The organism is Collimonas sp. PA-H2 (genome assembly GCF_002564105.1).
Classification (GTDB): Bacteria; Pseudomonadota; Gammaproteobacteria; order Burkholderiales; family Burkholderiaceae_D; genus Collimonas.
The window spans coordinates 1,694,555-1,720,863 of the sequence record NZ_PDBX01000001.1; the positions used below are offsets into that span (position 1 = coordinate 1,694,555).

Annotated in this window: 22 protein-coding genes; 16 read left to right on the forward strand and 6 right to left on the reverse strand. The window is 55.9% G+C overall.

Features of this window, described 5'->3' with window-relative positions; all coding sequences use genetic code 11:
• The first annotated feature begins 1,034 nt into the window (after positions 1-1,034).
• From BCF11_RS07645 to BCF11_RS07665, 5 genes are all read left to right on the forward strand, one after another.
• On the forward strand, positions 1,035-2,837 hold the full coding sequence (locus tag BCF11_RS07645) for a P-loop NTPase fold protein (RefSeq protein ID WP_098494213.1): 1,803 nt from the start codon (positions 1,035-1,037) through the stop codon (positions 2,835-2,837).
• Positions 2,837-3,595 (forward strand): hypothetical protein, encoded by a 759-nt coding sequence (locus tag BCF11_RS07650; protein ID WP_199110787.1) that lies wholly within the window; start codon positions 2,837-2,839, stop codon positions 3,593-3,595. The genes BCF11_RS07645 and BCF11_RS07650 overlap by 1 nt, the downstream gene beginning before the upstream one ends.
• A 64-nt stretch (positions 3,596-3,659) precedes the next feature.
• On the forward strand, positions 3,660-4,898 hold the full coding sequence (gene qatC, locus BCF11_RS07655) for a Qat anti-phage system QueC-like protein QatC (RefSeq protein ID WP_304441874.1): 1,239 nt from the start codon (positions 3,660-3,662) through the stop codon (positions 4,896-4,898).
• On the forward strand, positions 4,895-5,659 hold the full coding sequence (gene qatD, locus BCF11_RS07660; RefSeq protein ID WP_098494215.1) for a Qat anti-phage system TatD family nuclease QatD: 765 nt from the start codon (positions 4,895-4,897) through the stop codon (positions 5,657-5,659). Before qatC ends, qatD begins: the two co-directional genes overlap by 4 nt.
• Positions 5,660-5,776: 117 nt before the next feature.
• Complete coding sequence (locus tag BCF11_RS07665) at positions 5,777-6,352, forward strand: hypothetical protein (protein ID WP_098494216.1); 576 nt, start codon at positions 5,777-5,779, stop codon at positions 6,350-6,352.
• An 87-nt stretch (positions 6,353-6,439) separates the two neighbouring features.
• Here BCF11_RS07665 and BCF11_RS07670 read toward each other — a convergent pair whose 3' ends face one another.
• Complete coding sequence (locus BCF11_RS07670; protein ID WP_098494217.1) at positions 6,440-7,546, reverse strand: site-specific integrase; 1,107 nt, start codon at positions 7,544-7,546, stop codon at positions 6,440-6,442.
• A 168-nt stretch (positions 7,547-7,714) separates the two neighbouring features.
• Between BCF11_RS07670 and BCF11_RS07675 the strand changes: the two genes are divergently transcribed.
• The 7 genes from BCF11_RS07675 (at position 7,715) to yacG (ending at position 14,778) form a co-directional block, all read left to right on the forward strand.
• The gene (locus BCF11_RS07675; protein WP_098494218.1) at positions 7,715-9,004 is read left to right on the forward strand and encodes an HlyC/CorC family transporter; all 1,290 of its coding nucleotides are present in this window, start codon (positions 7,715-7,717) and stop codon (positions 9,002-9,004) included.
• 123 nt (positions 9,005-9,127) lie between these two features.
• The gene (pilB, locus tag BCF11_RS07680; protein ID WP_098494219.1) at positions 9,128-10,849 is read left to right on the forward strand and encodes a type IV-A pilus assembly ATPase PilB; all 1,722 of its coding nucleotides are present in this window, start codon (positions 9,128-9,130) and stop codon (positions 10,847-10,849) included.
• A gap of 15 nt (positions 10,850-10,864) precedes the next feature.
• Positions 10,865-12,085: a type II secretion system F family protein gene (locus BCF11_RS07685; protein ID WP_098494220.1), complete on the forward strand. Its 1,221-nt coding sequence runs from the start codon at positions 10,865-10,867 to the stop codon at positions 12,083-12,085.
• Positions 12,085-12,951, forward strand: coding sequence for an A24 family peptidase (locus BCF11_RS07690; protein WP_098494221.1), 867 nt, complete (start codon positions 12,085-12,087; stop codon positions 12,949-12,951). Before BCF11_RS07685 ends, BCF11_RS07690 begins: the two co-directional genes overlap by 1 nt.
• A 6-nt stretch (positions 12,952-12,957) precedes the next feature.
• Positions 12,958-13,611, forward strand: coding sequence for a dephospho-CoA kinase (coaE, locus tag BCF11_RS07695; RefSeq protein ID WP_098494222.1), 654 nt, complete (start codon positions 12,958-12,960; stop codon positions 13,609-13,611).
• A gap of 199 nt (positions 13,612-13,810) precedes the next feature.
• A complete protein-coding gene (zapD, locus tag BCF11_RS07700) occupies positions 13,811-14,566 on the forward strand; it encodes a cell division protein ZapD (protein ID WP_098494223.1) in 756 nt (251 codons plus the stop codon).
• 23 nt (positions 14,567-14,589) lie between these two features.
• Positions 14,590-14,778, forward strand: a complete 189-nt coding sequence (yacG, locus tag BCF11_RS07705) for a DNA gyrase inhibitor YacG (RefSeq protein WP_098494224.1) — start codon at positions 14,590-14,592, stop codon at positions 14,776-14,778.
• A 29-nt stretch (positions 14,779-14,807) separates the two neighbouring features.
• Here the strand turns inward: yacG and mutT are convergent, their stop codons facing one another.
• The 5 genes from mutT to BCF11_RS07730 form a co-directional block, all read right to left on the reverse strand.
• On the reverse strand, positions 14,808-15,224 hold the full coding sequence (mutT, locus tag BCF11_RS07710) for an 8-oxo-dGTP diphosphatase MutT (protein WP_098494225.1): 417 nt from the start codon (positions 15,222-15,224) through the stop codon (positions 14,808-14,810).
• An 11-nt stretch (positions 15,225-15,235) separates the two neighbouring features.
• Complete coding sequence (locus BCF11_RS07715; RefSeq protein WP_098494226.1) at positions 15,236-16,114, reverse strand: ATP-binding protein; 879 nt, start codon at positions 16,112-16,114, stop codon at positions 15,236-15,238.
• Between the two features lie 151 nt (positions 16,115-16,265).
• Positions 16,266-17,504 carry a bifunctional glutamate N-acetyltransferase/amino-acid acetyltransferase ArgJ gene (gene argJ, locus BCF11_RS07720; protein WP_098494227.1) on the reverse strand — a complete coding sequence of 413 codons (1,239 nt, stop codon included), beginning with the start codon at positions 17,502-17,504 and terminating at the stop codon, positions 16,266-16,268.
• 231 nt (positions 17,505-17,735) lie between these two features.
• Positions 17,736-20,495 carry a preprotein translocase subunit SecA gene (gene secA, locus BCF11_RS07725; protein ID WP_098494228.1) on the reverse strand — a complete coding sequence of 920 codons (2,760 nt, stop codon included), beginning with the start codon at positions 20,493-20,495 and terminating at the stop codon, positions 17,736-17,738.
• A gap of 240 nt (positions 20,496-20,735) precedes the next feature.
• The gene (locus tag BCF11_RS07730; protein WP_098494229.1) at positions 20,736-21,692 is read right to left on the reverse strand and encodes a M23 family metallopeptidase; all 957 of its coding nucleotides are present in this window, start codon (positions 21,690-21,692) and stop codon (positions 20,736-20,738) included.
• A gap of 159 nt (positions 21,693-21,851) precedes the next feature.
• On the opposite strand from BCF11_RS07730, the gene BCF11_RS07735 reads away from it, so the two are divergent.
• The 4 genes from BCF11_RS07735 (at position 21,852) to BCF11_RS07750 (ending at position 26,251) form a co-directional block, all read left to right on the forward strand.
• Complete coding sequence (locus tag BCF11_RS07735; protein WP_233212410.1) at positions 21,852-22,262, forward strand: DciA family protein; 411 nt, start codon at positions 21,852-21,854, stop codon at positions 22,260-22,262.
• A 267-nt stretch (positions 22,263-22,529) separates the two neighbouring features.
• Positions 22,530-22,985: a PTS sugar transporter subunit IIA gene (locus BCF11_RS07740; RefSeq protein ID WP_098494231.1), complete on the forward strand. Its 456-nt coding sequence runs from the start codon at positions 22,530-22,532 to the stop codon at positions 22,983-22,985.
• A gap of 9 nt (positions 22,986-22,994) precedes the next feature.
• Entirely contained in the window at positions 22,995-24,755 is a 1,761-nt protein-coding gene (locus tag BCF11_RS07745; RefSeq protein WP_098494232.1) for an ABC transporter permease subunit, read from the forward strand.
• 53 nt (positions 24,756-24,808) lie between these two features.
• Complete coding sequence (locus tag BCF11_RS07750; protein ID WP_098494233.1) at positions 24,809-26,251, forward strand: nitrate/sulfonate/bicarbonate ABC transporter ATP-binding protein; 1,443 nt, start codon at positions 24,809-24,811, stop codon at positions 26,249-26,251.
• Positions 26,252-26,309 lie beyond the last annotated feature (58 nt).

Sequence of the window (26,309 nt, forward strand, 5' to 3'; positions counted from 1 at the left end):
CAAGACTGTTCGAGAGCGAGTGAAAGACGAACGTGCTGCTCGGAACGATTCGGGTCCTGCGGATAGCAGGGGTAACAGAACCTCGCAAGCCTAGCTTGGCGAGAGAAGGCCCTTCGGGGCCTTTTTCTTCGCCAGTTTCGGCGTCTTCTCCCTCGACGGGTACGCGCCGGAGATCTGGCCGACCAACGCTTCCTTGAAGCCCTCGATTAAAACAATTTAAATCATCTTGGGTGAAGGATTTTTTCTACCAGACTTGGGCCAATTACCGAATAATTCTATCGGCGCTCAAGCTATCAGATGATCGTCTTCGTTTTTTAGGCCACCCTTGCAAGCTGGTTTGCCCACGGTTGATCAACCTATAGCAAGGCGATTTGAGTCTGCTCGGCGCTTGGCGCCGATTGTCCGAGGCCGTAGGCCGTAGAGACAACCGAATGGGCAGATGCCGCCGAAGGACGGCACCTTGCCAAATCTACGGCGCTCCTCCAGAGCGTCCGCGCGTTGTCGATTGAACCGTCGCTTTTGGACCACCCCGCTCTATCGCAGACGCAGTCCGGATTTATACTGATCTTCGGCGCCAGCAGCAAATTGCCCTGTACCGGGCAAAATTTTGCACCATCTAGACATCTTAGAAAATGCCTTGACCCGTAACCTATACCTACCAACTTGCCGAGTTATCCACACACTGCGCCTGGTAAATATAAGGTAGAAGAAAGGTAGAGGCTTAACCATCCCGCTTCGGCCCAATGTTGGCGCGGCTTCCGAGCTGGTGGGTGGAATGCTATCCCGATAACACGGAATGCCATCCCGACAAAACGGAACGCTATCCCGTTAGCCACGGAACGTTATCCCGATGGAACTGCACCACTTACCCACAAATTTACGTCGCAATTTAGCTTGAAATTACTTGTTTCAAAAAATACCCTAAGAATTTACAAATATGCAATAATTCTTTTATGCAATCAATCTAGACAATTAGAGTAGCGACAAATTTTTCACCAATCACACTTAAACAAAGTGAGACAGGGAGACTGAGGATGTGGGCTGACGTTGATACTAAGCTAGATTTTCTTAACTATTCAGAGGTCGCCGAACTGGTCACAGACGTCGTCCGCGATCCAGCAATGAGGCCGGTAACCGTCGGCGTTTTCGGCACATGGGGTACGGGCAAGTCAACACTGCTGAACCTGATCGAAGGAAAACTGAATTCAGCAGCAACAGAATCTGATTTTGTCGTAGTCCGTTTCGATGCATGGCTCTACCAAGGCTTTGATGATTCGCGCGCAGCATTAATGGAAGTCATCGCTACGACGCTCATCGAAAAAGCAGAAGATAACCCTGGATTATTAGCGCAGGCCAGGAAACTATTAGGGCGCGTCAACGGAATGCGGGCCTTGGGATTGCTCGTCGAAGGAGGAGCCTTGGCCATGGGTGTACCCACATTCGGCTGGGCCGGAAAAGGTATAAATGCTCTCGGCAATTTGATTTCAGGTGCCGGCGGCGAGGAGGACGTAGATACTCTAAAAGAAACTGGAGAGCATGTAAAAAAGCGCTCAGATGGATTATTGAATCCTGAAAAACAGAGAACCCCGCCGAAAGAGATCGCCGCGTTTAGAGCTGAGTTTGAGGCAGTTCTGGAGGGATTAAACAAAACTCTCGTGGTATTCGTAGATAATCTTGACCGTTGTTTGCCTAAACAGACCATCCATACATTGGAAGCGCTACGGTTGTTCCTGTTCATGGGACATACGGCATTTGTGGTAGCCGCAGATGAGGAGATGGTTCGACATTCCGTTAGCGAATATTTCAAAGATCTTGATGACCGCCATGTCACCGACTATTTAGACAAATTGATTCAAGTGCCGGTTCGCGTACCAAGACTCGGCGTTCAAGAGGTCCGGGCGTATCTATTTCTGCTTTTCGCATCAAGGGGTGGTTTGGTCGACGCTACGCATGTCGAGGCCTTGCGAATCGGACTTGAGTCAAATCTGCGAAAAGCATGGAAAGACGAGCCCATTAGCACTGAAGCAGCTCTCGCTTTACTAGGCAGCAGCCCTCCTGCTGATGTCGCCCTGGGATTCGGGATTGCCGATCGCATGGCAGGACTGTTAGCTAACTCCACGCTGGTACAGGGCAACCCGCGCATTGTGAAACGCATGCTAAATGTAGTCCGAATGCGTACTCGTGTCGCTACGCTACGCGAAATGCCCATAGATGAAGCTCTTATCGCCAAATTCGCGCTATTCGAACGCTGTACAGACACAACTTCGATCGCCCATTTTTATACTGAAATTAATGCTGCCGCTGGTGGGAAACCAGAGGTTCTGGTCAAATTAGAGCAGTTGCTTGACGATCCAGAGAATTTTAAGTTGGCATGCCCGGAACAATGGGCAGCAAAGGCGGAGTTCCTTCGAGAATGGCTAACACTAGATCCACCGCTGACAGGACTGGATCTGCGCCCCTTAGTCTATCTGAGCAGAGAGACTACACCATTGCGTGTACTCAAAGGCGGACTTTCCGAACCAGCGGCGGAAGCACTAAAAGTACTACTCAGGACGTCCAACACGTCGTCACCTTCTGGACGAAGCGCCGTCCGTAGCATACCGGACGGAGAACATACTCAAGTGATGTCAGGCCTTATTCAGACTTTTCGATCACACACGAACTGGAGCGCTCGCCCACAGGGTTTCGACGGCGCGCTGATGCTTGCTGAACATTCCGCCGATTCCGGCAGCTTATTATCCTCATTCATTCACACCGTCATGCCAGTAAAACTGAGCCCTTGGCTCAAGGTGCTGGTCAAAGATACCGCATGGTTTAAAGCCAAGGAGAAACGCTGATGGGAACATCCACTTCAAGCCGTGGCCCTGGCGGTGACTCGCCACTTGTCCCACCTTGGGCGGACAAAGACGGTCAAGGCCCAGGCCCAATACCGCCCCCGCAGCGATTTAAGGAATTTCGAAAGAGTTTAGGAAAATTTGTTTCAGGCGGCAATCATTCCGATTTGCGTGCGGCACTGGGAAAATATGCTGGAACTGCCACTGGCGGCAACACCGTCGGCCCCCGCAGATTTGGATCCATGGCCCATGCAGGCGGGGCTTTGTTTGACGCGCTAACGGGGTCCCAGGACGGACGCGAGACTCCATCTCTCGATCTCACTACTCTAAATGGCCAAGATACGGATTTGGCCATCGATATCATTATTCGAGCGTTGTTGCCTAACGATGGCGATGATGATCGCATTCGTATTGCCATGAATGAGGCGTTATCAGAATGCCTAGATGGCTATGCTGAGTTCGATTTTTCTCACATTACTGACGAGATGCTTGTTCAAATGATGCTTGCGTACGTTGGCCGCTGTGTCTTCGGGCAAGTAGTCCTGGACTCAAAAGACGCTTTTGCAAGAGCAGAATCATCTGCACAAGCCGAGACAGCAGAAGCCGATCTGCTAGCATTAGTGGAAGCGGCCACAGACAAGCATATGCGTCCACTGCTCTCTGGAAATGTACGAATGTTTAATCGAACCCAAATTGCAGATGCTCAATTGCGTGCGATCACAGAAGTCTGGACTGAATGGGAGGCATACCTGCATGATTGAGATTATTTGTCATCACCTAGCAGCCGATCTGCCGGCCGGCGGGAACGGGATAGTCCCCGTGCTAATGTACGGAAAAAGACCTCCCGCTTATGGCTCCACCTCAATCGGCGGGCCGGTTCTTAGCGCCGTACGTCGCTTAGGAGTTCCTGTACACCAACGGGCTTTCGATTTGCTTACCATCGCAATGGCCGTCACAGCGGCAGACACGTTCGTGGATAGAGCGAGATCGGATGACGGCTGGACGAGGCAATTCCAATTGCGCATTCCTCTCATTGATCCGTCTCCATGGCTGCCGGTGGTCCCCCTGTTAGAAAAGGCGCTACACTTTCTCAGCGGTGATTTATGGAGACTCGACTTGTTGCCGGGAGGCCCACAACGACCAATACCACAGGTTCGAGGCCGCCTGACCACGCTATCAGGGCATGACTGCGTCAGCCTATTCTCAGGGGGCTTAGACAGCGCAATTGGCGCAATGGATCTTTTGGCAAATCAAAAAATGCCTCTGCTAATCAGCCATTCCTATCGCGGGGACGCTGAGCGCCAGCACCTGGTCGGTGCGCATTTGCCAGTTACACTTTCCCGATTTTCAGCCGTAGCAAATCCAGTATCGATGCTTGGTGAAAGTAATGACGTTCAGATGCGGACGCGCAGCTTCAACTTTATAGCTTACGGAACCTTGGTCGCCGCAACCATGGCCGAACAAGGGATATCCAGATCGCCCGTTGATCTATATGTTCCTGAAAATGGTCTAATAGCACTAAATCCTCCATTGACATTTCGTCGCATTGGTTCACTCAGTACCCGTACAACACACCCTCATTTTCTTGGACTTATTCAACAAATCTTGGACGCAACCGCTATCCCTGTTCACATCTCTAATCCGTATGCCCTAAAAACAAAAGGGGAAATGCTGGCTGGCTGCACCGATCAGGCGACCTTAAATTTGGTGGCGAAACATACCGTATCCTGTGGCAAGTGGAAAAGAACTAATATGCAATGTGGGAAGTGTGTCCCGTGCCTCATTCGACGTGCATCTTTTTTTTCCGCAGGAATGCCAGACGACACCCAGTACGCACCGAATGGCAGCGATCTTTCAGCAGTAATGGCAAGTGACGCTAAAGACGATCTTATGGCGATGATCTTGGCGGCTAGGCGACTACCCGCGATAGACATAACTCGTTGGATACCCTCAGCGGGGCCACTCCCTGTAGAGAGAGCCGAACGCGATGCGCTGCTGGATGTCGCCAGCAGAGGTATGGCGGAAGTCAAGGCCTATTTAGATTCCCACAGCTTACTTGCATGACGCCAGTCGTTGACCTACATTGCCATCTTGATCTCTATCCTGACCCAGCTCTCGCGGTTGAGCAGTGTAGAGCATCGGGTTCATATATTCTATCGGTGACTACAACCCCCAAGGCATGGCGCGGGACAGTCAAATTAGCTAAGGGTCATAACAGAATCAAAACAGCATTGGGCTTACATCCGCAGATTGCCCATGAGCGCATCGGCGAACTCAGTCTTTTTGACACGCTACTACCCGAAACACGCTACGTAGGTGAAATCGGCCTCGATGGCAGCCCAGAATGCAAGTCCTATTGGCGAGAGCAATCTATCGTTTTTAACCATATTTTGACTTCTTGCGCACGAGCTGGGGGACGCATCATTACGATTCACAGCCGTAACGCAGCTACTAGTGTGCTAGACGCGCTGGCAGCGCATCCTACTGCGGGTATCCCTATTCTTCATTGGTTTTCCGGTACCAAGAGCGAACTTTTGCGCGCGATCGATATGGGCTGTTGGTTTTCAGTCGGTCCCGCCATGGTGCTTGGGAAACGCGGGCGAGACCTTGTGTCAGCGATGCCGAGGGACCGGATATTGACAGAGACTGATGGTCCGTTTGCGGCCATTCGCGGGAAACCCTTAGGCCCGGGAGAAGTTGCAAAAGCCCAAGATGCGCTTGCGGCGTGTTGGAACGTTGATGTCGCTGAGGCCTCAGCTATTATTTTGACGTCTTTCCGCACGCTGGTAGGCGCCAAGGTTGGCGGGCCTGGTGCCGAAAAATAGAGCTGGCGAAGAGCGATTGAATTTAGAACGTGAAACACGTTACGCTTCAATAGCGCGTCAGATTTCTTTCAACCGAAAACTACTTAATCAGTCGAAATCCTCCAGATGCAAATTTTAATGAAAAAGAGTTCTCGCCTTTCAAAGCTAATAAGGCAGAAGCGTCAGCTCAGTAAAAAAAGAGAGATGAAGGAAGAAAAAACTAGCGATACATCATGGGACAGAACTTATAAAGGCGCTCAGATATTCGCGCTAGTGGTGATGCCATTTGTAGTTGCTGCAATCGGTTGGAAAACGCAGACCACAATCACGGACGCAAGCATGCGAAAAGACCTGGTTCAGATAGCACTACCCGTGCTGCGTGAGGCGCGTCGGCCAGATGATGAAGAAATCAGAAAGTGGGCACGCGAAATAATGACACAAAATTCCCCTGTTCCATTTTCAAGCAAGGCGGCTGAGCAACTGAGTACGTCGACCTTCGGTATGCTGCACTCAAGTCCACTTCTGAAGCCAGCGATGGAAAAACGACCGAAGTGTCCATCAATCAATCTGGAGACTATTCCGAAAGAGCAGCAACAATCGGTGCAAGCGCTCCAGCAGCTATGCAACAAAAACGGAGTCGATCTTTTCTGGCTACAAATCTATTTGAATATGATTTCCAAACCTGCTGAAGCCACACAAGCGACACCAAAATGACCATTATTTTTTTCACAGTCCGAAATATGTTGCGCCACTTTGCCAGATCAATTCTCAATTAATTCACATTAAATAGTTGCAGTACATTCAATCGAGTTTCTTCGCAAGGTCCTCGGCACGCGGATGATAGTAACGCTTCAGCATCCGCAAATCCCTATGCCCCGTAACGGCAGATAGCTCCAGCACATTTGACAATTTTTCTGCAAGCCTCGACGCCGCCTCGTGCCGTGTGTCGTGAAAATGCACATCCTCCAGGAAACCTGCGACAGGCTTGCGCCGTGCCTTCTTGCTGTCTGAGATGTACTCTTCGCGTGCGCGCTCCACCGATCTCGTAAAACCTTTACGTAACGCCATCGCGGTTGTGGGGAACACGGCGCCAGCTTCGTGCTCATCCTCTTCCATATCGTCGTCGGACCTCAAATGCTGCAACGCCTTGAATATTTCGACAGCTTTCAACGACAGCGGCACCGTTCGAGAATCTCCATTCTTCGTATCAGGCAAATGGGCTGTACGCCGTTTCAAATCGACATTCTCCCACTGTAGCGCCAACAACTCGCCTCGACGCATTGCAGTTTCGAGAGCCAACTTAACGAGAGGTGCTAACCAGGGGTTACGTGCCCCCTTGCCAAACGTGCCGTCAGCTCGCCGCTCTCCGCCATCCAACGCAGCGAACAAATATTTTTCTTCTTCGATAGAAAAGCGACGCTCCCTAGCCCGCGACTTTTCTGGCCGCTTCACATGGGGTATAGGGTTCTCGACATGAATACCCCACTCTCGCCGTGCATGGTTTAGTGCGGCCGACAAAACGTCGATTTCACGATTGACCGTGCCACCCGTCACAACCGCCAATCGCCGGTCGCGCCATGCTGCGACAGCCGCACTGGTAATTGCAGACATCTTTAGGTCAGATAACGCTGCATCTTTCAGAATCACGCCGATCTTGATAGACTCGATATCTGCAGATTTCTTTCCTGGTGTGACTTCTTTACGATAGCGCTCTAGAACCGCCCGCAAAGTATTTTTTTCGGCTTCTCGCCTATCAACGAAACCGGAAGTTTCTAGCTCGCGCTCCAGGCCTCGCGCCCATTTCTCCGCGTCTTCGCGGTACATGAAGGTGCGCGACTGCACAGGATAGCCTTTGCGGCGTACCTTGACTTGCCATTGCAGGTCACCACGTCTAGTAAAAGTTGCCATTGTTTTTCCGTTGTCCCAAATTTGTCCCAACAAATGATATTATTGCGCGGACCGCTGCGTAACGCTTGTAGTTTGACATGCTTTCGGGACGTAGAGGCCGGAGGTTCGAATCCTCTCACCCCGACCATATAACACTTGGTTTATTAACCTTTTCTTTACGGTGACCCTTTGGATGCCGTGCCCATTTGGGTGCAGATTCTTGCACTAGTCGTACTCATCTTCCTCTCAGCATTTTTCGCCATGGCGGAAACTGCTTTGATTGCCGCCAACAAGCATCGCCTGCGCCATCTGGCGAAGCGCGGCAGCAAGTCCGCCACCACCACCCTATGGCTATTGGAGCGCACCGACAAGCTGCTGTCGCTGATCCTGATCGTCAATACCCTGGTCAATGCTCTCGCCACCGCGCTGGTGACGACGATTGCCATTACGACATTCGGCAACCACCAGAATGTGATCACGATTGCCACTGCCGGCGTCGCTTTCCTGCTGATCGTGTTTGCCGAAATCACCCCGAAGGTGATTGGCGCGACCTATCCGGAACGGATTGCGCTACCGACCAGTTTCATCCTCAAACCTCTGATGGCGCTGGCCAAGCCCTTGATCTGGTTCGTCAATCTGTTCGTCTCCGGCATCCTTAAAGTACTGCACATCAAAACTGGCAAGCACGCGCAGGAACAGCGCGTCTCGCCGGAAGAGCTGCGCTCGATCGTGCTGGAAGGCGGCAATTTCATGCCGCAAAAGCACAAGAGCATTTTGCTGAACCTGTTCGATCTTGAAAAGATTTCAGTGGAAGACGTCATGACGCCGCGGGCGCAAGTCGAAGCGCTGAATCTGGCGGCGTCGGTGGACGACATCAAGCATCAGCTGACGACCTGCTATCACAATAAATTACCGGTGTACGAAGGTGAAATCAACCAGATCGTCGGCATTTTGCACGTGCGCAAGGCCATGGCACTGCTCAACCAGGAAGCTGAGCTGACCGTTGATCATTTCCGCCAGCTGCTCAGCACGCCGTATTTCATTCCGGAAGACACTGACGTTTTCACGCAGCTGCAATACTTCCAGGAAAATCACGAGCGGCTCGGCATCATCGTCGACGAATACGGCGAAGTGCAGGGACTGGTTACGCTGGAAGACATCATTGAAGAAATGATTGGCGAATTCACCACGTCGAAACCGGGTGCCGCCCGCGCCGACAGCTTTTCCTGGAATGCACAAGGCCAGTGCCTGCTGGAGGGCGCAACAACCCTGCGCGACATCAACAAGCGCCTCGGCCTTAATTTCCCGCTGGACGGTCCCAAGACACTGAACGGCCTGCTGCTGGAATGGTTGCAAGACATTCCAGACAATAATGTCAGCCTGAAAATTGCCGGATGCATCATAGAAATCGTGCAGGTGCAAAACCAGGCGATCAAGGTTGCTAAATTAATGCGGCCGAATACACTACAAGAACGTTAGGAAAACTGCCATACAGCAATTTTTTCGACACATTTCTTCACAAAACCTTTACAAGTGAGTTTCCCGTAGGGCATCATTGACCGGTTGTAATGGTTCCGCACATCTTTTGATATTGATCCCCCTATGGCTGCAGTATTTCCGAACGCTAGTACCACCGGTCCGATCTCGGGACTTGCCCGCGCATTGCTGCAAGCCGGCCGCCTGTCGACGGCGCAGATGGAAGCCCTGCACAAGAAAGCCAGCGGCGACCAGACGCCGTTCATCGCGGCCTTGCTGGACAGCGGTCATCTCGATGCCCGCGCGCTGGCGCTGTTTTGCGCCGAGACCTTTGGTTATCCGCAGCTGGATCTGAGCGTACTCAATCTCAGCACGCTGCCAGAAAAGGCCATCGACGCCAAGCTGATGGAAAGCCACTCCGTGCTGCCGCTGGCGAAGCGCGGCAACAAGATTTACGTGGCGTTGTCCGACCCGACCAACATTCAGGCGCTGGACCAGATCAAGTTCCAGACCGAACTGATGGTCGAACCGATCATCGTCGAGCATCCGGTGCTGGTGAAGCAGATCCAGAAGCTGGTCAAATCAGCCGAACAGAGCCTGAGCGAAATGGTCGGCGACGAACAGGAAATCAATTTCGTCGAAGAGGACGCGGCGGCGGTTGCCGATGCCACCGCCGATATTGACGACGCGCCGGTGGTGCGTTTCCTGCAAAAGATCCTGACCGATGCGATCAATCAGGGCGCATCCGACTTGCACTTCGAACCGTTTGAAAAATTCTACCGGATCCGTTTCCGGGTCGACGGCGTATTGCGCGACATGGCGCAGCCGCCGTTGTCGATCAAGGAAAAGCTGGCATCCCGCATCAAGGTGATCTCGAAGCTGGATATTTCCGAAAAACGAGTGCCGCAGGACGGCCGCATGCGGCTGGTGGTTTCCAAAACGCGCGCCATCGATTTCCGGGTCAGCACTCTGCCCACCCTGTTCGGCGAAAAGATCGTGATGCGTATCCTGGACCCTAGCCAGGCGCAGATGGGGATTGACGCGCTGGGCTACGATCCGGATCAGAAGGCGATCCTGATGGACGCTATCCAGCGCCCCTACGGCATGGTGCTGGTGACCGGCCCTACCGGTTCCGGTAAAACCGTGTCGCTCTACACCTGCCTGAATATCCTGAACCAGCCCGGCATCAATATCTCGACCGCCGAAGATCCTGCCGAAATCAATTTGCCCGGCGTGAACCAGGTCAACATCAACGACCGCGCCGGACTGACTTTCCCCGTCGCGCTGAAAGCCTTCTTGCGGCAGGATCCCGACATCATCATGGTTGGTGAAATCCGCGACCTGGAAACCGCCGACATCTCGATCAAGGCGGCGCAAACCGGGCATATGGTGTTTTCCACCTTGCATACCAACGATGCGCCGTCGACGCTGACGCGCTTGATGAACATGGGCGTGCCGGCCTTCAATATTGCTTCTTCGGTGATCTTGATCACCGCGCAGCGGCTGGCGCGCCGCCTGTGCAGCTGCAAGCAGCCAATCACGATACAAGATGAAGCCTTGACCGAAGCCGGTTTCACCGAAGACGACATGGACGGTACCTGGCTGCCGTACAAGGCAGTCGGCTGCGAACGCTGCAACGGCACCGGCTACAAGGGACGGGTCGGCATCTATCAGATCATGCCGATCACGGAAGAAATAGAACGCATTATTCTGGCCCATGGCACGGCGCTGGAAATCGAAGCACAAGCCAAGCGCGAGGGCGTCAAGACTTTACGCCAGTCGGGACTGATGAAGGTTAAACAAGGGATGACCAGCCTCGAAGAAGTGCTCGGTTGCACCAATATCTAATTAGGGGAATAGTTCATGGCAACTGCCGCAAGCTCACGTCAGGTCAAGGAATTGGTTTATCTTTGGGAGGGCAAGGATAAAAAAGGCAAGGTAGTGCGTGGCGAACTGCGCGCCGGCAGCGAGACGGTAGTCAACGTCACCATGCGCCGGCAAGGGATTCTGGTTACCAAAGTCAAAAAGAAAACCTTCCGCAGCGGGAAAAAAATCTCGGAGAAAGATATTGGTCTGTTCACTCGGCAGCTGGCAACCATGATGAAAGCTGGTGTGCCGCTGCTGCAGTCTTTCGATATTGTGGCCAAAGGCCACGCCAACCCGTCAGTCTCAAAACTGGTGAATGATATTCGCGGCGACGTTGAAACAGGGACCAGCCTGAGCCAGGCTTTCCGCAAATTCCCGCTCTATTTCGATCCCCTATTCTGCAATCTGGTGGGCGCCGGCGAGCAAGCAGGTATTCTGGAAGACCTGCTGGAGCGACTTGCAATCTACAAAGAAAAGACGCTTGCAATTAAAGGCAAGATCAAGTCTGCCCTGTTTTATCCAGTCTCGATTCTAGCGGTAGCGTTTGTAGTTACTGCTGTCATCATGATTTGGGTAGTACCTGCATTCAAACAGGTGTTCTCGAGTTTCGGCGCTGACCTGCCAGCGCCGACCATGTTCGTCATGTCCATCTCGGATTTCATGGTGGGCAACTGGTATATTATCTTTCCAACCATATTTGCCGGTTTATATCTGTTTTTCCAATCCTGGAGACGCTCGCTCAAGATGCAGCGCGTGATGGATCGTTTATTGTTGAAAGCGCCGATTTTTGGCGAAGTGATCCGCAAAGCCACGATTGCACGCTGGACCCGTACCCTGGCGACGATGTTTGCCGCCGGTGTGCCTTTAGTGGAGTCGCTTGACTCCGTCGGCGGCGCCAGCGGCAACGCCGTGTATCTGGATGCGACCAAGAAAATCCAGAGCGAAGTCAGCACCGGCACCAGCCTGACTGCAGCTATGGAAAACGCCAACGTGTTCCCGAACATGGTGACACAGATGGTTTCGATCGGCGAGGAATCCGGCTCCCTGGATCAGATGTTGGGCAAAGTGGCTGACTTCTATGAAGCGGAAGTGGATGATGCAGTAGCTTCCCTGTCCAGCCTGATGGAACCCCTGATCATGGTAATTCTGGGCGTATTGATCGGCGGCCTGGTGGTTGCCATGTACCTGCCTATCTTCAAACTGGGCTCAGTGGTCTGATGCAGGACGGTATTTTTTTCCTGGCGGCGGGAAGCCTGCTTCCCACCGTCATCGCAGCTATCTTTGGCCTGCTTATCGGAAGTTTCCTGAATGTCGTGATTCATCGGCTGCCGATCATGATGCAGCGTGATTCGGATAACTACGTCGCCCACGAAAGCGGCCAGCCGCTGCCGCATACCGACCGCTACAACCTGGTGGTGCCACGCTCGGCCTGCCCGCAATGCAAGCACCAGATCGGCGCCTTGGAAAACGTGCCGGTGCTGAGCTATCTCGCTTTGCGCGGGAAATGCGCCTCCTGCAAGACGCCGATTTCAGCGCGCTATCCGGTCGTGGAAGCGCTTACCGGCGCCTTGTCGGCACTGCTGATCTGGCATTTCGGTAGCGGCTGGGCTGGGCTAGCAACGTTGGTCTTTGCCTACCTGCTGATCGCAATGACATTTATCGATGCCGATACGCAGCTGCTGCCTGACGATCTGACCCTGCCCTTGCTGTGGCTGGGCTTGCTGCTGAACCTGTCCGGTTTGTTTGTGCCGCTCAGCGAAGCGGTGATAGGCGCCGCCGCCGGTTATCTTAGCCTGTGGCTTATCTACTGGGCCTACAAGCTGTTGAGGGACCAGGAAGGCATGGGTTATGGCGATTTCAAGCTGTTGGCGGCGCTGGGCGCGTGGCTGGGCTGGAAAATGCTCCCCATTATCATCCTGTTTTCGTCGCTGGTAGGCGCCATAGTCGGCATCGTCCTGATCGTCGCCGCCCGTCGCGGATACGACATTCCCATTCCATTCGGCCCTTATCTGGCAGCTGCCGGCTTGCTGGCGCTGCTCTACGGCCACACCATCATGGAAACTTATTTCAATTTCGTTGCCTAACATCGCATGAACCCGCACGATGCCAGCAATCCCGCCCAGCCTGCAGCGGCCAAGCCGAGATTCAGCGTCGGCCTGACCGGCGGCATCGGCAGCGGCAAAAGCACGGTGGCCGACATGTTCTCGGAACGCGGCGCGGCGGTCATCGACACCGATATCATCGCCCGTCAACTGACGGCCCCTGGCGGCATCGCCATCGAAGCGATCAGAGCCTGCTTCGGCGACGCCTTCATCGACGCCAGCGGCGCCATGGACAGGGAGCTGATGCGTGCCCGTGTATTCTCAGACCCGACGGCAAAGCAGCAGCTGGAAGCGATACTGCATCCCTTGATCCGCACCGAGACAGCCAATGCCGGCGAACGCGCGGTAGGTTCGTATCTGATCTTCGCCGTACCGCTATTAGTTGAGTCCGGCAACTGGAAACAGCGGGTTGGGCGCATACTAGTCGTAGACTGCGATGAACAGGTCCAGCTGCAGCGCGTCATGCAGCGCAATGCGCTGACTGAACCACAGGTACGCGCCATCATGGCGACGCAAGCCACCAGGCAGCAGCGCTTGCAGGCCGCGGACGACGTGATCGTCAACGACGGTGCACGGGCAGCGCTATTGCCGCAGGTGGAGCGCTTGCACGCCTTATATGAGGCACTTAGCCGATCGTTATAAATGGTATAAAGCCATACGCGCTTGCCGGGCGAACCCATCGCGTAACGTAAGCTAACTGCTTGCGGGACAGAGTTTGTAAGCCGCCGTAGCGCGGCGAATTACTCTGTCGCCAACTTAATTGGGGTTGGGCATTTGTAATTTCTGTTCGCATCGTTCAGAATCATGTCTTATCTGGCTCAAATTTTTAAGGGATGTCACTTTGATCGTCTACGAATATCCTTTCAACGAGCGCATTCGCACCCTGTTGCGGCTGGAAGACCTGCATGAAAGATTCGGCTTCTTCGTGCATCAGGAAAGTCCGCTGCAGCACCATATCGCGCTGTCCACCATTTTTGAAATGCTGGAGGTCGCCGGACGCGCCGACTTGAAATCGGATCTGCTGCAAGAACTGGAACGACAAAGACAAACCCTGCTCGGCTTCAAATCGAACCCGAATGTGGCGCCGGATATGCTGGACGCCATCCTGCAAGAGATCGACCGCATCAGCACAGCCTTGATGGCGACCCAGGGCAAGACTGGCCAGCACATCCGTGACAACGAGTGGCTGATGAGCATTCGCGGCCGCACCATCATCCCCGGAGGCGCCTGCGAATTCGACCTGCCCTCCTATTACGCCTGGCAGCAGCATCCTGCCGAGCAGCGTTTTGCCGACATCATCAGCTGGTTCGGCCCGCTAGCCCCGCTGTTCGACGCCATCAGCATCGTCCTGCGATTACTGAGGGAAACCGGGAGTTCGGTGAAAATAGATGCACAAAACGGTAGTTACCAGCAAATGCTACAAGGCAAGTCTTACCAGATGCTGCGCCTGATCATCGATGAGCAACTGCTGGCCATTCCTGAAATTTCCGCCAATAAATACATGCTGTGGGTACGCTTCACCTCGCAAGGCGGCGACCTCAAACCCAAGGCTTACGAAGGCGATGTGCCGTTTGAGCTGACCTTGTGTAACTTTTAATTGCTTTTTTTGAACAGAATTGTATGACTACTACCGTCGATTGCCCGACTTGCGGCACAAAAGTTGAATGGATTGCGGCAAATAAATTCCGGCCGTTTTGCTCGGAACGCTGCAAACAGATCGATCTGGGCGCCTGGGCTGAAGAGAAATATGCCATTCCGGCAGTCAATCCACCCGACGAGATCGACGACGATGCCAAGCTGAAGCAATAACTTGCCGTAACTTCTGCGCAAATAGGCGCTTAAGCCACTACTTCCCGCCGCAATTCGTCCAGCCATTCAATCAAGGGGATGGCCGCCGGTAGCAGAGGCTCGACGCCGACGCTACCTTGCCAGGAGAAAGCCTGGCCTTCCAAGCTTTGCGGTTCGCCGCGCCAGTCGCGGCTGATGTAGAAGTGCAGGCGCACATGAGCATGGGCGTATTGATGCTCGATGCCGCACCATGGCTCGGCGGAGTGGATCTCTATCCCCAGCTCTTCCAGCAGCTCGCGCTTGAGCGCATCGAAAATCGACTCTCCCGGTTCCACCTTACCCCCAGGAAATTCCCAATAACCAGCCATTGGCTTGCCCTCAGGCCGCTGGCCAAGCAGCACGTCGCCATTCGGTTTCATCAAGATGCCAACGGCAACGTTGACCGGCAATACTTGTTCTGTCTTCATCAAAATCCTGCTTAATCGTTGCTGTCCATGCGACCGGCATAGTCGCGCGCGAACTGCCAAGCCACTCGGCCGGAACGCGAGGCGCGCTGCAAGGCCCAGCGCAGGGCATCGGCGCGCGCTTCGGCGATCTGCTCGGCACTGCAGCCGAAATGGCCTAGCCAATGGCTGACAATGTCCAGATAGTCGTCTTGTTTGAATGGATAAAACGATACCCACAGGCCAAAGCGTTCCGAAAGTGAAATTTTTTCCTCGACGGTTTCGCCCGGATGCAGGTCGCCGTCTTCAGTGGTCTTGTAGCTGGCATTGTCGGACATCCGCTCGGGCAGCAGATGGCGGCGGTTGGAAGTGGCATAAATCAAGACATTGTCCGACTGCGCAGCGATGCTGCCGTCCAGCGCCACCTTGAGCGCCTTGTAGCCACTCTCGCCTTCTTCAAACGAGAGATCGTCGCAGAATATGATGAAACGCTCGGGACGCGCCGCTACCAGGTCGACGATATCCGGCAGTGCCGCCAAATCATCCTTATCCACCTCGATCAGGCGCAAACCCTGGGGGGCGTACTGGTTCAAACAGGCTTTGATCAGGGATGACTTGCCGGTGCCGCGGGCGCCGGTCAGCAGCACGTTATTGGCCGGCCGGCCATCGACGAACTGGCGGGTATTCTGGTCGATCTGCTGCTTTTGCACCTCGATATTATGCAAATCCGCCAAGGCGATATCCGAGATATGGCCCACCGCCTGCAAATACCCCCCAGCCGCGCCGCCGCGATGGCGCCAGCGGAAGGCTGTTGCGGCATTCCAGTCAGGCGCGGCTTTGGCGCTCGGCAGGATAGCTTCAAGGCGGCCCAGCAGGGCCTCGGCGCGGATAAGAAACTGGTCTAGTTGGGTCATGGCTCAAAAAATCAGGAATGCAGGCAATCGGATGACGCTGGCTGACCACCATTTTGACGCAAAGCACAATGATAGTAGATGAATATTATTCGTCGAAGCGGCTGCAAGGCTGCGGCTGGGACATGCCGGCCGCTGCCCTTTTTACGACATATCAGGAACGGTAATCCGCATTGATCGAAACATAGTCGTGCGACAGATCGCAAGTCCAGACGGTCGCGTCGGCATCGCCACGCGCCAGTTGCACACGCACCGTGATTTCGCTTTGCTTCATCACGCGCTGGCCATCCGCCTCCTGGTATTCAGGATTGCGGCCACCATTCTTGGCCACCAGCACGTCATCCAGATACAGGTCGAGCTTGCTGACATCCAGGTCATCGACGCCGGCGTAGCCGATCGCTGCCAGAATGCGGCCCAGGTTAGGATCTGAAGCAAAGAACGCCGTCTTGACCAGAGGCGAATGGGCGATCGAGTAAGCGATCTTGCGGCATTCGGCTGCGTTCTGCCCTTGCTCTACTGTCACCGTGATGAACTTGGTGGCGCCTTCGCCGTCGCGGATGATCATCTGCGCCAGGTGCTGCGAAATATCGGTGACGGCGGCGGCCAGCTCCGCATATTCCGGACTGTCGGCACTGGTGACTTCCAGTTCGCCGGCGCCGGTGGCGATCAGCATGAAGGAATCATTGGTGGAGGTATCGCCGTCGATGGTGATGCAATTGAAGGAGCGGTCGGCCGCCTGCCGCACCATCTTCTCCAGCACCGGCTGCGCCACTTTCGCATCGATCGCCAGGAAGCCCAGCATGGTCGCCATGTTCGGCTTGATCATGCCTGCGCCCTTGCTGATGCCGGAAAAATTGACTGTTTTGCCGGCAATGACCATGCTGCGCGAGGCCGCTTTCGGCTGCGTATCGGTCGTCATGATGGCCTCGGCGGCATTGAACCAGTTATCGCTCTTCAGGTTGCCGATCGCCAGCGGCAAGCCTGCGATGATGCGCTCGACCGGCAGCGGCTCAAGAATCACGCCGGTAGAAAACGGCAAGATCTGCGCCGCGTGGCAGCCCAGCAATTCCGCCAGCGCATCGCAGGTCGCATTGGCAGCGGCCAGGCCGGCTTCGCCGGTGCCGGCGTTGGCGTTGCCGGTATTGATCAGCAGCGCGCGGATAGGCTCGCCGGAAATCTCGGCAGCCGCCAGGTGCGCCTTGCTGACTTGTACCGGTGCGGCGCAAAAGCGGTTTTGGGTGAACACCCCGGCCACGGTGGCGCTAGGCGCCAGTTTCATCACTAACAGATCCTTGCGGTTCGCCTTGCGCACGCCGGCTTCGGCATGGCCAAGCTCGATGCCGGCAACGGGCAGCAGGTCAGCAGCAACAGGAACAGGGGAATTGACAGCCATGGGAATCCTTAACTAAATATAAATATTAACGTTGGTAACTGCAGTGATTCAGCGATGCTGAATGGCGCCAGCAAGCAGTCCGCGGCACCGCCAGACGGCTATTTTAAGGTGTATGGCCAGGCCGTGTGCAATCTACCGCAACAAAAGCAAAGGGCGGAGATTTCTCCGCCCTGCACTGCTTCAACTACATCCGATCGTGCCTGGCCGGCCGCACCTCGCCGGCCGCCCCGCTTACATCAGTTGCCCATGGCATTGCTTGTACTTCTTGCCGCTGCCGCAAGGACAAGGATCATTGCGGCCGACCTTAGGAACTTCATTGGCATGCTGCTGCGACTCATCGTGGTGGGCGGTCGGCGCCAGCAGTGCTTCCGGCGCTGCCGTCGGATCAAAGTCGGCATGCTGGTAATGGACGTTTTCCACATGCGACTGCGCCAGTTCTTCTTCCACCGCGGCGATTTCTTCGCGGTTTTCAATGCGCACCGTCATCACCACCTTGACTACTTCATTCTTGATCAGGTCCAGCATCTGGCCGAACAGTTCAAACGCTTCGCGCTTGTATTCCTGCTTCGGATTCTTCTGCGCATAGCCGCGCAGGTGGATGCCCTGGCGCAGATGGTCCAGCGCCGCCAGATGTTCGCGCCAATGGCTGTCGACGCTCTGCAGCATGACGCTGCGTTCGAAACCGGCAAACGATTCCTTGCCGACGATTTCGGTCTTGGCGGCATAGCTGGTTTCGGCAGTTTTCAGCACGCGTTCCAGTAATTCTTCATCAGTCAGGTTCGGCTCCGACTTCAGCATCTCGCCCAGCGGCACTTCCAGATGCAGTTCGTTGGCCAAGGTCGCTTCCAGCGCCGGAATATTCCATTGCTCTTCCAGCGACTCCGCCGGCACATGCGTACGGAAAGTATCGTCTAGCACGCCTTCGCGCAGCGATGCCACTGTCTCTGATACGCCCTGCGATTCCAGCAATTCATTACGTTGCTGATAGATCACCTTGCGCTGGTCGTTGGCGACGTCATCGTATTCCAGCAATTGCTTGCGGATATCGAAGTTGCGTGCTTCCACCTTGCGCTGCGCCGATTCGATCGAGCGCGATACGATGCCAGCCTCAATCGGCTCGCCTTCCGGCATCTTCAGACGGTCCATGATGGCGCGCACACGGTCGCCGGCGAAGATGCGCAGCAAGGCGTCGTCCAGCGACAGGTAGAAACGTGAAGAACCCGGATCGCCCTGGCGGGCGGCGCGGCCGCGCAACTGGTTATCCACCCGGCGCGATTCGTGACGTTCAGTACCGATGATATGCAGACCGCCGGCATGCACCACGTGGTCATGCAGCGATTGCCATTCGTCGCTCAGCTTGGCGGAACGCAGCTGCTTTTCGGTTTCGCTCAGCGCTTCGTCGGCTTCGATGAACTGGATCTGTTTCTCGACATTCCCGCCCAGCACGATGTCGGTACCGCGACCGGCCATGTTAGTGGCGATCGTGATCGCCTTAGGACGGCCAGCCTGGGCAATGATTTCCGCTTCGCGCGCGTGCTGCTTGGCGTTCAGCACATTGTGCGGCAGCTTGGCTTTGCTCAGGATGTCAGCCAGCAGCTCTGAGTTTTCGATCGAGGTGGTGCCGACCAGCACCGGCTGTCCGCGCTCGTAGCAATCCTGGATATCCTTGAGCATCGCATTGTATTTTTCTTGCGACGTCTTGTAGACCTGGTCCTGGCGGTCTTTACGCTGGTTCGGGCGATTTTGCGGGATCACCACGGTTTCCAGGCCATAAATTTCCTGGAATTCGTAAGCTTCGGTATCGGCGGTACCGGTCATGCCGGCCAGCTTGCCGTACATGCGGAAATAGTTCTGGAAAGTGATCGAGGCCAGGGTCTGGTTCTCGTTCTGGATCTTGACGCCTTCCTTGGCTTCCACCGCCTGGTGCAAGCCGTCCGACCAGCGGCGGCCGGTCATCATGCGGCCGGTGAATTCGTCGACGATGACGATTTCGCCGCCCTGCACCACGTAGTGCTGGTCCTTGAAGTACAGCGAATGCGCGCGCAGCGCGGCGTACAGGTGATGGATCAGGCTGATGTTGGCAGCGTCGTACAACGAAGCGCCTTCCGCCAGCAAGCCCATGCTGGTCAGGATCTGCTCAGCCTTTTCATGGCCGGCTTCGGTCAGCAAAACCTGATGCGCCTTCTCGTCCTTGGTGTAATCGCCAGGCAATTCAACCTTGCCCTTGCCGTCCGGCGTTTCTTCACCGATCTGCTGGGTCAGCAACGGCGGCACTTCATTGATCTTGTAGTACAGGTCAGTGTGGTTTTCAGCCTGGCCGGAAATGATCAGCGGAGTCCGCGCTTCGTCGATCAGGATCGAGTCGACTTCATCGACGATGGCGAAGTTCAGGGTGCGCTGGACGCGGTCGGCGGCGTCGTACACCATATTGTCGCGCAGGTAGTCAAAACCGAATTCGTTGTTGGTGCCGTAGGTGATGTCCGCGCTATAGGCGACTTGCTTGGCGTCGTGCTCGACCGAAGACAGATTGACGCCGGTGGTCAGGCCAAGCCAGCCGTACAGGCGCCCCATCCATTCGGCATCGCGTTGCGCCAGGTAATCATTGACGGTCACCACGTGCACGCCCTTGCCGGACAGCGCGTTCAGGTAGGCCGGCAGGGTCGCCATCAGCGTCTTGCCTTCGCCGGTGCCCATTTCGGCAATTTTGCCATAATGCAAAACCATGCCGCCGATCAGCTGGACATCGAAATGGCGCATTTTCAAGACGCGCTTACCAGCTTCGCGGCACACCGCGAAAGCTTCAGGCAACAGGTCGTCGAGCTTGGCGCCATCGGCTATGCGTTGCTTTAGCTCAGGCGTCTTGGCCTGCAGCTCGGCATCGGACAGCTTTTCAAATGCCGGTTCGAGTGCGTTGATTTGTCGGACGACTTTTTTATATTGTTTGAGCAGGCGCTGGTTGCGGCTACCGAAAATCTGGGTCAGTAATGACATGCTTGGATTCTAAAAAAGAGCGCCGGCGACATTCCGTGACATCTTGTGAATGAACACGTGAGCACGAATCCGGGCTGTGGCTAAATAATCGGAGAATTTTATCATGCAGTCCCCGACACATTGGGGTTATGCGCCAGGAAACAATAGCAAGTTGCGCAAATTGTGCCGCATTCGCACGGCCCGCGCCTAATCTTCTGTACATCTTGCTTACATTGCATTACTTCAGTACAACAACAGCTGTTACTTTCTTGCCAATGTCGCCATCTTGGCCAAATCGGTGCCGGCGTTCAGGAACTTGCGCGGATCCTGGGCCACACCCTTGATCCTGACCTCGAAATGCAGATGCGGTCCGGTGGAACGCCCGGTGGTGCCGATATCGGCAATATGCTGGCCGCGCTGCACGATATCGCCCACCTTTACCAGCAGGCGCGAGGCGTGCGCATAGCGGGTGATGATATCGTTGCCGTGGTCGATATCGAGCATGTTGCCGTACTGCGGGTGATATTCGGCGTCGATCACCACGCCGCCCGCTGCCGCCACGATCGCGGTGCCCACGATGGCCGGGAAATCCAACCCTTCGTGGAAGGCGCTGCGGCCAGTGAAGGGATCGAGGCGCCAGCCGAAACTCGACGAGTTGTAGGCGACATTGACCGGCTGATTGGTCGGCAGCAGCTTGGACTTGATCCTGTCGCTCATCAGCACTGTTTCGACCACGTTCATGTAGTCGGCGCGATAGCCGACGTCGCGCGACATGGCTTCCAGCGCCTGCTGGAACTCGCTCATGCTCATGTCATGGGAAGCGCGGCCGCTCAGGCTGCTGGATTCGGCGCCGCCGCGTCCCGGCGCCTCCTTGAAGTTGAATTCTTCCGGCTTGACGCCGGCCAGTCCCTGCACCCGCTCGCCCAGGGCGTCGAGACGCATCAGCTGTGCCTGCATTTCACCCAGCTTGATCGCCATCGCCGCCAGGTTTTCTTTCAGATATTTGTCCTTGTCCGGCACGCCGCCGGCCGCGGTGCTGACCGCAGTCTTGCCGGCAAACGGCAAGCTGAGAGAATAATGAGTCGTGAGGAAATACAGCAGGACCGTCGCCAGCAATACCGAGAATAGGAAGGCGGCGACCATCAATGCCACGTGCCTGGCGCCCAAAGTGATGGATTTTGCGCGATTAAAGCGCGGGTGCAACAGAATTACCTGCATTGCGGCTCCCGTGATGCGCCGGCGGGATCACAGGTGTGATAATGTTTCACCATCATGCGTAGACTCTCACCTTCTTCATACCGGCCATCGGCAATCAGCTCCAGGCCACAAACCAAAACATCCAGGGACGCCACGGATTTTTTACGGGGAAATGACAGGATGGCGGCGCTACTGCCCGCTGTCACGCGTATGGCGGCCTTGCAAAAGCAATGCGCCGCCGAATTGCCACCCATGTTCAGTGCTTGCGAAGTGCTGCAATGTGAAGCAGGACAACTCGTCTTGTCAGCGCCCAATGCCGCTCTCGCAACTAAACTGAAGCAACAACTGCCGCGCCTGCAAAACCAGTTGCAATCAGGAAATTGGCAGATTAATGCAATCCGAATCAAAGTGCAAGTAAGCCAAAACGTCGTCAAAGCGCCGCCGCCCAAGCAAGCCCTGCTTTCATCCAACGCGGTGTTGGCATTCGCTTCACTGATGGAAGATCTGGCGCCTTCGGCTGCCAACGAAGCGCTGAAAAATGCCATCGCGGCGATGGTCAATCGTCATCACAGCAAAAATAGTAAGGGCTGACAGCAAAGACTGAATTTTTTTACTTCAGAACAATAAAATATTGCATAAAAAACATTATACGCCAGCCGTCGTTCCCTCTTCCAGGTTTAGTCATCAAAAATATCCAATAACTTAATTCAAGCACCTTGCACACTGAAGCATGGTGCGCGGCAAAAACATTCTCTCTCTCTTCAAAAACGTTGTTGCAGCCGGACAAGACGGATATCCTGTTGCCTGCCGGCGGAAACAACGGCCTCCATTGAACTTCGAACCACGATAGACAGATTGATGAACAGTATTGGTGAACTGCTGGCTGCCGAGCATATCCTGCTTGATCTGGATGTATCGCACAAAGAACAGGTTTTCGAGGCGGCCGAACAGCTCTTCGGCGGCCGCCATGGCCTGTCCAGAAACCAGGCGCTGAATGCGCTGGCGGCGCGCGAGGCGCTGGGCTCGACCGGGCTGGGCGCCGGCGTCGCGGTGCCGCACGCGCGCATCCGCGGCCTGGCGCAGGCAGTGCTGGCGTATATGCGGCCACGCACGCCGATTCCATTCGACGCGCCTGACGCCCGGCCGGTAACGGACATCATCGTCATCCTGATCCCAGAACACGCCACCGACCAGCATCTGAAACTGCTGGCAGAAGTCGCCGAAATGTTCCAGGACCGGCGCTTCCGCGAACGACTGGCCTCGTGCAGCGACGCTGCCGCCGCCCGCCGCACCTTTACCAGCTGGCCTGAATAAGAAATAAAAATGCCCAACCGCGCTTATCCGGATATCACGGCGCCCCAGTTGCGGACTGGTTGGCGCTTCGGCTGGGTCGACATCCTGGTCGTGCTGGCGATGCTGCTACTGTTCTGGCTGGTGTTCTCGCTCAGCGGCGACATGCGCGTGCATTTCGACGAACTGCATCCGCCGCCGCTGTCGCTGGAAGTCGGGATGATCCCATATTACACCGCGCGCACCGTGCTGCGGATGTTCATCGCCTTCGGCGCTTCCCTGCTGTTCACCTTTATCTGGGGCTACATCGCTGCCAAGAGTCCGCGTGCGCGCAAGGTCATGCTGCCGATCCTGGATATCCTGCAATCGGTGCCGGTGCTGGGTTTCCTGTCGATCACGGTGACCGGCTTCCTGGCCCTGTTCCCGGGCAGCCTGCTGGGCGTTGAATGCGCCAGCATCTTTGCGGTGTTCACGGCGCAAGCCTGGAACATGACCTTCGGCTTTTACCACTCGCTGGTGACGATTCCGGCCGAGCTGTCGGAAGCCGCATCCATATTCCGTCTCAACCGCTGGCAGCGCTTTACCACGCTGGAACTGCCGACATCGGCCATCGGCCTGATGTGGAACTCGATGATGAGCTTCGGCGGCGGCTGGTTTTTCGTGGCGCAGAGCGAAGCGATCACGGTGCTGAACAAGAACATCAAGCTGCCAGGACTGGGCTCGTACATGGCGGCGGCGGTCGAGGCCGGCAACACGCGCGCCGCGCTGTATGCTATCGGCGCCATGATTTTCACCATTCTCTTGATCGATCAGCTGGTGTGGCGGCCGCTGGTGGCCTGGGCCGAGAAATTCAAGCTGGAAAATACCGAGGCGAAAGACAGCCCACAATCCTGGATGCTGGATCTGCTGCAGCGTTCCAACGTGATCGGCTGGTTGTTCCAACGCATCGGGCGCGTCGTCGGGCGCGTCAGCCAGCGCCTGTCCTCGGTTGCCAGCGATGTCACGGAAAGCGTGACGCGCAATGCGCCGACACTCTTCAAACAGGGATTGCGCGTGGCGCTCTGGCTGGCGATCGCCGCCGGCATCGTCTGGCTGGTGATCGACGCCTTCGGCGTTGCCCGCGAGATCAAGACCGAGATGACCGGCGCCGCGATGCTGCACGTGGTCTGGCTGGGCGTCCTGACCTTCCTGCGGGTGCTGGCGATGATGATCGTCGCCACCCTGATCTGGACTCCAATCGGGGTCTGGATAGGCTTGCGGCCGCGGGTCGCGCGCATAGCCCAGCCGTTGGCGCAGATTGCCGCCTCGTTTCCGGTCAACATGACTTTTCCCTTCATCGTGGTGTTTTTCATCACGGCGAATATCCCCATCAACGTCGGCAGCATCCTGCTGATGGCATTAGGCACCCAGTGGTATATCCTGTTTAATGTAATCGCCGGCGCCATGGCGATTCCCACCGACCTGCGGGAAGCGGCGCAGATGTTCGGCTTGCGTAAATGGCGCCTGTGGAAGACCGTGATCATTCCGGCGATTTTCCCGTTCTGGGTGACCGGAGCCGTCACCGCCACCGGTGGTGCTTGGAATGCCAGCATCGTGGCCGAAGTTGCGTCATGGGGCAACAACAAATTGGTGGCTGACGGCCTGGGCGCCTACATTGCGCAGGTCACCGAGAAAGGCGACAAGCCCGCTATTTATTTCAGCATCGTGGTGATGTCGCTGTTCGTGGTGCTGATCAACCGTTTCCTGTGGCGCCGGCTGTATGCGCTGGCAGAGCATAAATTCAAGCTCGATTAATTGCTCAGTAAGCACTCACTGAGCATTCAATAAGCGTTCCAAGGATGTGACCGATGTCTGACTCCGTTTCCACTGCTTCCACCGCTGCGCCAGCTGCCGGCGCCGGCCGCAGCCCTGCAGCGCCGCTGATCGAACTGCAGCATGTATCGAAAGCCTATACCACTGGCGGCGGCGAGCCCGTCACCATTCTCGACGACATCAGCCTGGCCGTGCGCGAAGGTGAAATGCTGGCGCTGCTGGGGCAGTCGGGTAGCGGCAAATCGACCATCCTGCGCCTGATCGCCGGGCTCACGGATCCCACCAGCGGCGCCGTGCTCAGTCATGGCAAGGCGCTGGAAGGCATCAATCGCAAGCTCTCCATCGTGTTCCAGAGTTTCGCCCTGTATCCGTGGCTGACGGTGCAGCAGAATGTCCAGGTCGGCCTGACCCAGCGCCGCCTCAGCGCGCGGCAGGAACAAGAAGAAATTGAAAAGGTGCTGACGCTGATCGGCTTGTCCGGCTTCGAGAATGCCTTCCCCAAGGAGCTATCCGGCGGCATGCGCCAGCGCGTCGGCCTGGCGCGCGCGATCGTCGCCAAGCCCGAAGTACTGTGCATGGATGAAGCCTTCAGCGCACTCGACGTGCTCACGGCGGAAAACCTGCGCGCCGAAGTGGTCGACCTGTGGAACAACGCCGGCGAGACCGGCATCAAGAGCATTTTCTTCGTCACCCACAATATCGTCGAAGCGGCCTATATGGCTTCCCGCATCGTGATCATTTCTTCGCATCCGGGGCGCATCAAGAATGTGATCGCCAACCCGCTGCCCTACCCGCGCGACGTCAAGTCGAAGGAATTCGCCGCCCTGGTCAACCAGATCCACGATGCGATCACGGCGCTGGCGCTGCCGGACGAGCCGGGCGACGAAATCGAGGCGGTGGAGGTCGGCGCTGGCCAAACGCAAGAACAAGAGGCGCAGGCGGCCGCCGTGCAGGACGCAGGCGCCGGCCGCGTCGAACCGATTCCTAATGTACCGGTGGGACGGATTGTCGGCTTGCTGGAGATTCTCCAGAACAATCAGGAAACCATCAATATCTACGAACTGAGCACGCGCATCGGCACCGATTTCGGCGAAACGATTGCCATCGTCAAGGCCGCCGAAATGCTGGATCTGGTGGATACGCCGAAACACGAAGTGACGATGACCACGCTCGGCTGGTACTTTCTGGCCGCACCGCTGGCGGCACGCAAGACACTATTCAGGAAACAGATCCTGCGCCTGCGCCTGTTCCAGATGCTGACAGCGCGTCTCAATGAAAATCCGGGTGCGCGGGTGAAGGAAGATGAGATTCTCGAAGAGCTGGCTAGCGTGCTGCCCTACGACCAACCGGAGAGCCTGTTCGCTACGCTGATTTCCTGGGGACGTTACGCTGAGATCCTGGACTATGACCAGCGCAGCGGCAGCGTGCACCTGGAGGTGCATGAGGGGCATGAAACACAAGGAACAAGCGCCGGATAGGCGCTTGATTTGATGCAGGGCGTTTAACGAAGAAAAGAAACGGGCCTAGTAAACAAGC

What these genes read in the sequence shown, in the direction of transcription:
- yacG (WP_098494224.1), top strand. Translation starts at nt 14,590, where the DNA reads ATGACTACTACCGTCGATTGCCCGACTTGCGGCACAAAAGTTGAATGG.
- BCF11_RS07740 (WP_098494231.1), top strand. Translation starts at nt 22,530, where the DNA reads ATGAACAGTATTGGTGAACTGCTGGCTGCCGAGCATATCCTGCTTGAT.
- argJ (WP_098494227.1), bottom strand. Translation starts at nt 17,504, where the DNA reads ATGGCTGTCAATTCCCCTGTTCCTGTTGCTGCTGACCTGCTGCCCGTT.
- mutT (WP_098494225.1), bottom strand. Translation starts at nt 15,224, where the DNA reads ATGAAGACAGAACAAGTATTGCCGGTCAACGTTGCCGTTGGCATCTTG.
- BCF11_RS07735 (WP_233212410.1), top strand. Translation starts at nt 21,852, where the DNA reads ATGGCGGCGCTACTGCCCGCTGTCACGCGTATGGCGGCCTTGCAAAAG.
- secA (WP_098494228.1), bottom strand. Translation starts at nt 20,495, where the DNA reads ATGTCATTACTGACCCAGATTTTCGGTAGCCGCAACCAGCGCCTGCTC.
- BCF11_RS07665 (WP_098494216.1), top strand. Translation starts at nt 5,777, where the DNA reads ATGAAAAAGAGTTCTCGCCTTTCAAAGCTAATAAGGCAGAAGCGTCAG.
- BCF11_RS07750 (WP_098494233.1), top strand. Translation starts at nt 24,809, where the DNA reads ATGTCTGACTCCGTTTCCACTGCTTCCACCGCTGCGCCAGCTGCCGGC.
- BCF11_RS07745 (WP_098494232.1), top strand. Translation starts at nt 22,995, where the DNA reads ATGCCCAACCGCGCTTATCCGGATATCACGGCGCCCCAGTTGCGGACT.
- qatC (WP_304441874.1), top strand. Translation starts at nt 3,660, where the DNA reads ATGTACGGAAAAAGACCTCCCGCTTATGGCTCCACCTCAATCGGCGGG.
- BCF11_RS07670 (WP_098494217.1), bottom strand. Translation starts at nt 7,546, where the DNA reads ATGGCAACTTTTACTAGACGTGGTGACCTGCAATGGCAAGTCAAGGTA.
- qatD (WP_098494215.1), top strand. Translation starts at nt 4,895, where the DNA reads ATGACGCCAGTCGTTGACCTACATTGCCATCTTGATCTCTATCCTGAC.
- BCF11_RS07690 (WP_098494221.1), top strand. Translation starts at nt 12,085, where the DNA reads ATGCAGGACGGTATTTTTTTCCTGGCGGCGGGAAGCCTGCTTCCCACC.
- BCF11_RS07645 (WP_098494213.1), top strand. Translation starts at nt 1,035, where the DNA reads ATGTGGGCTGACGTTGATACTAAGCTAGATTTTCTTAACTATTCAGAG.
- BCF11_RS07650 (WP_199110787.1), top strand. Translation starts at nt 2,837, where the DNA reads ATGGGAACATCCACTTCAAGCCGTGGCCCTGGCGGTGACTCGCCACTT.
- BCF11_RS07715 (WP_098494226.1), bottom strand. Translation starts at nt 16,114, where the DNA reads ATGACCCAACTAGACCAGTTTCTTATCCGCGCCGAGGCCCTGCTGGGC.
- coaE (WP_098494222.1), top strand. Translation starts at nt 12,958, where the DNA reads ATGAACCCGCACGATGCCAGCAATCCCGCCCAGCCTGCAGCGGCCAAG.
- pilB (WP_098494219.1), top strand. Translation starts at nt 9,128, where the DNA reads ATGGCTGCAGTATTTCCGAACGCTAGTACCACCGGTCCGATCTCGGGA.
- BCF11_RS07685 (WP_098494220.1), top strand. Translation starts at nt 10,865, where the DNA reads ATGGCAACTGCCGCAAGCTCACGTCAGGTCAAGGAATTGGTTTATCTT.
- BCF11_RS07730 (WP_098494229.1), bottom strand. Translation starts at nt 21,692, where the DNA reads ATGCAGGTAATTCTGTTGCACCCGCGCTTTAATCGCGCAAAATCCATC.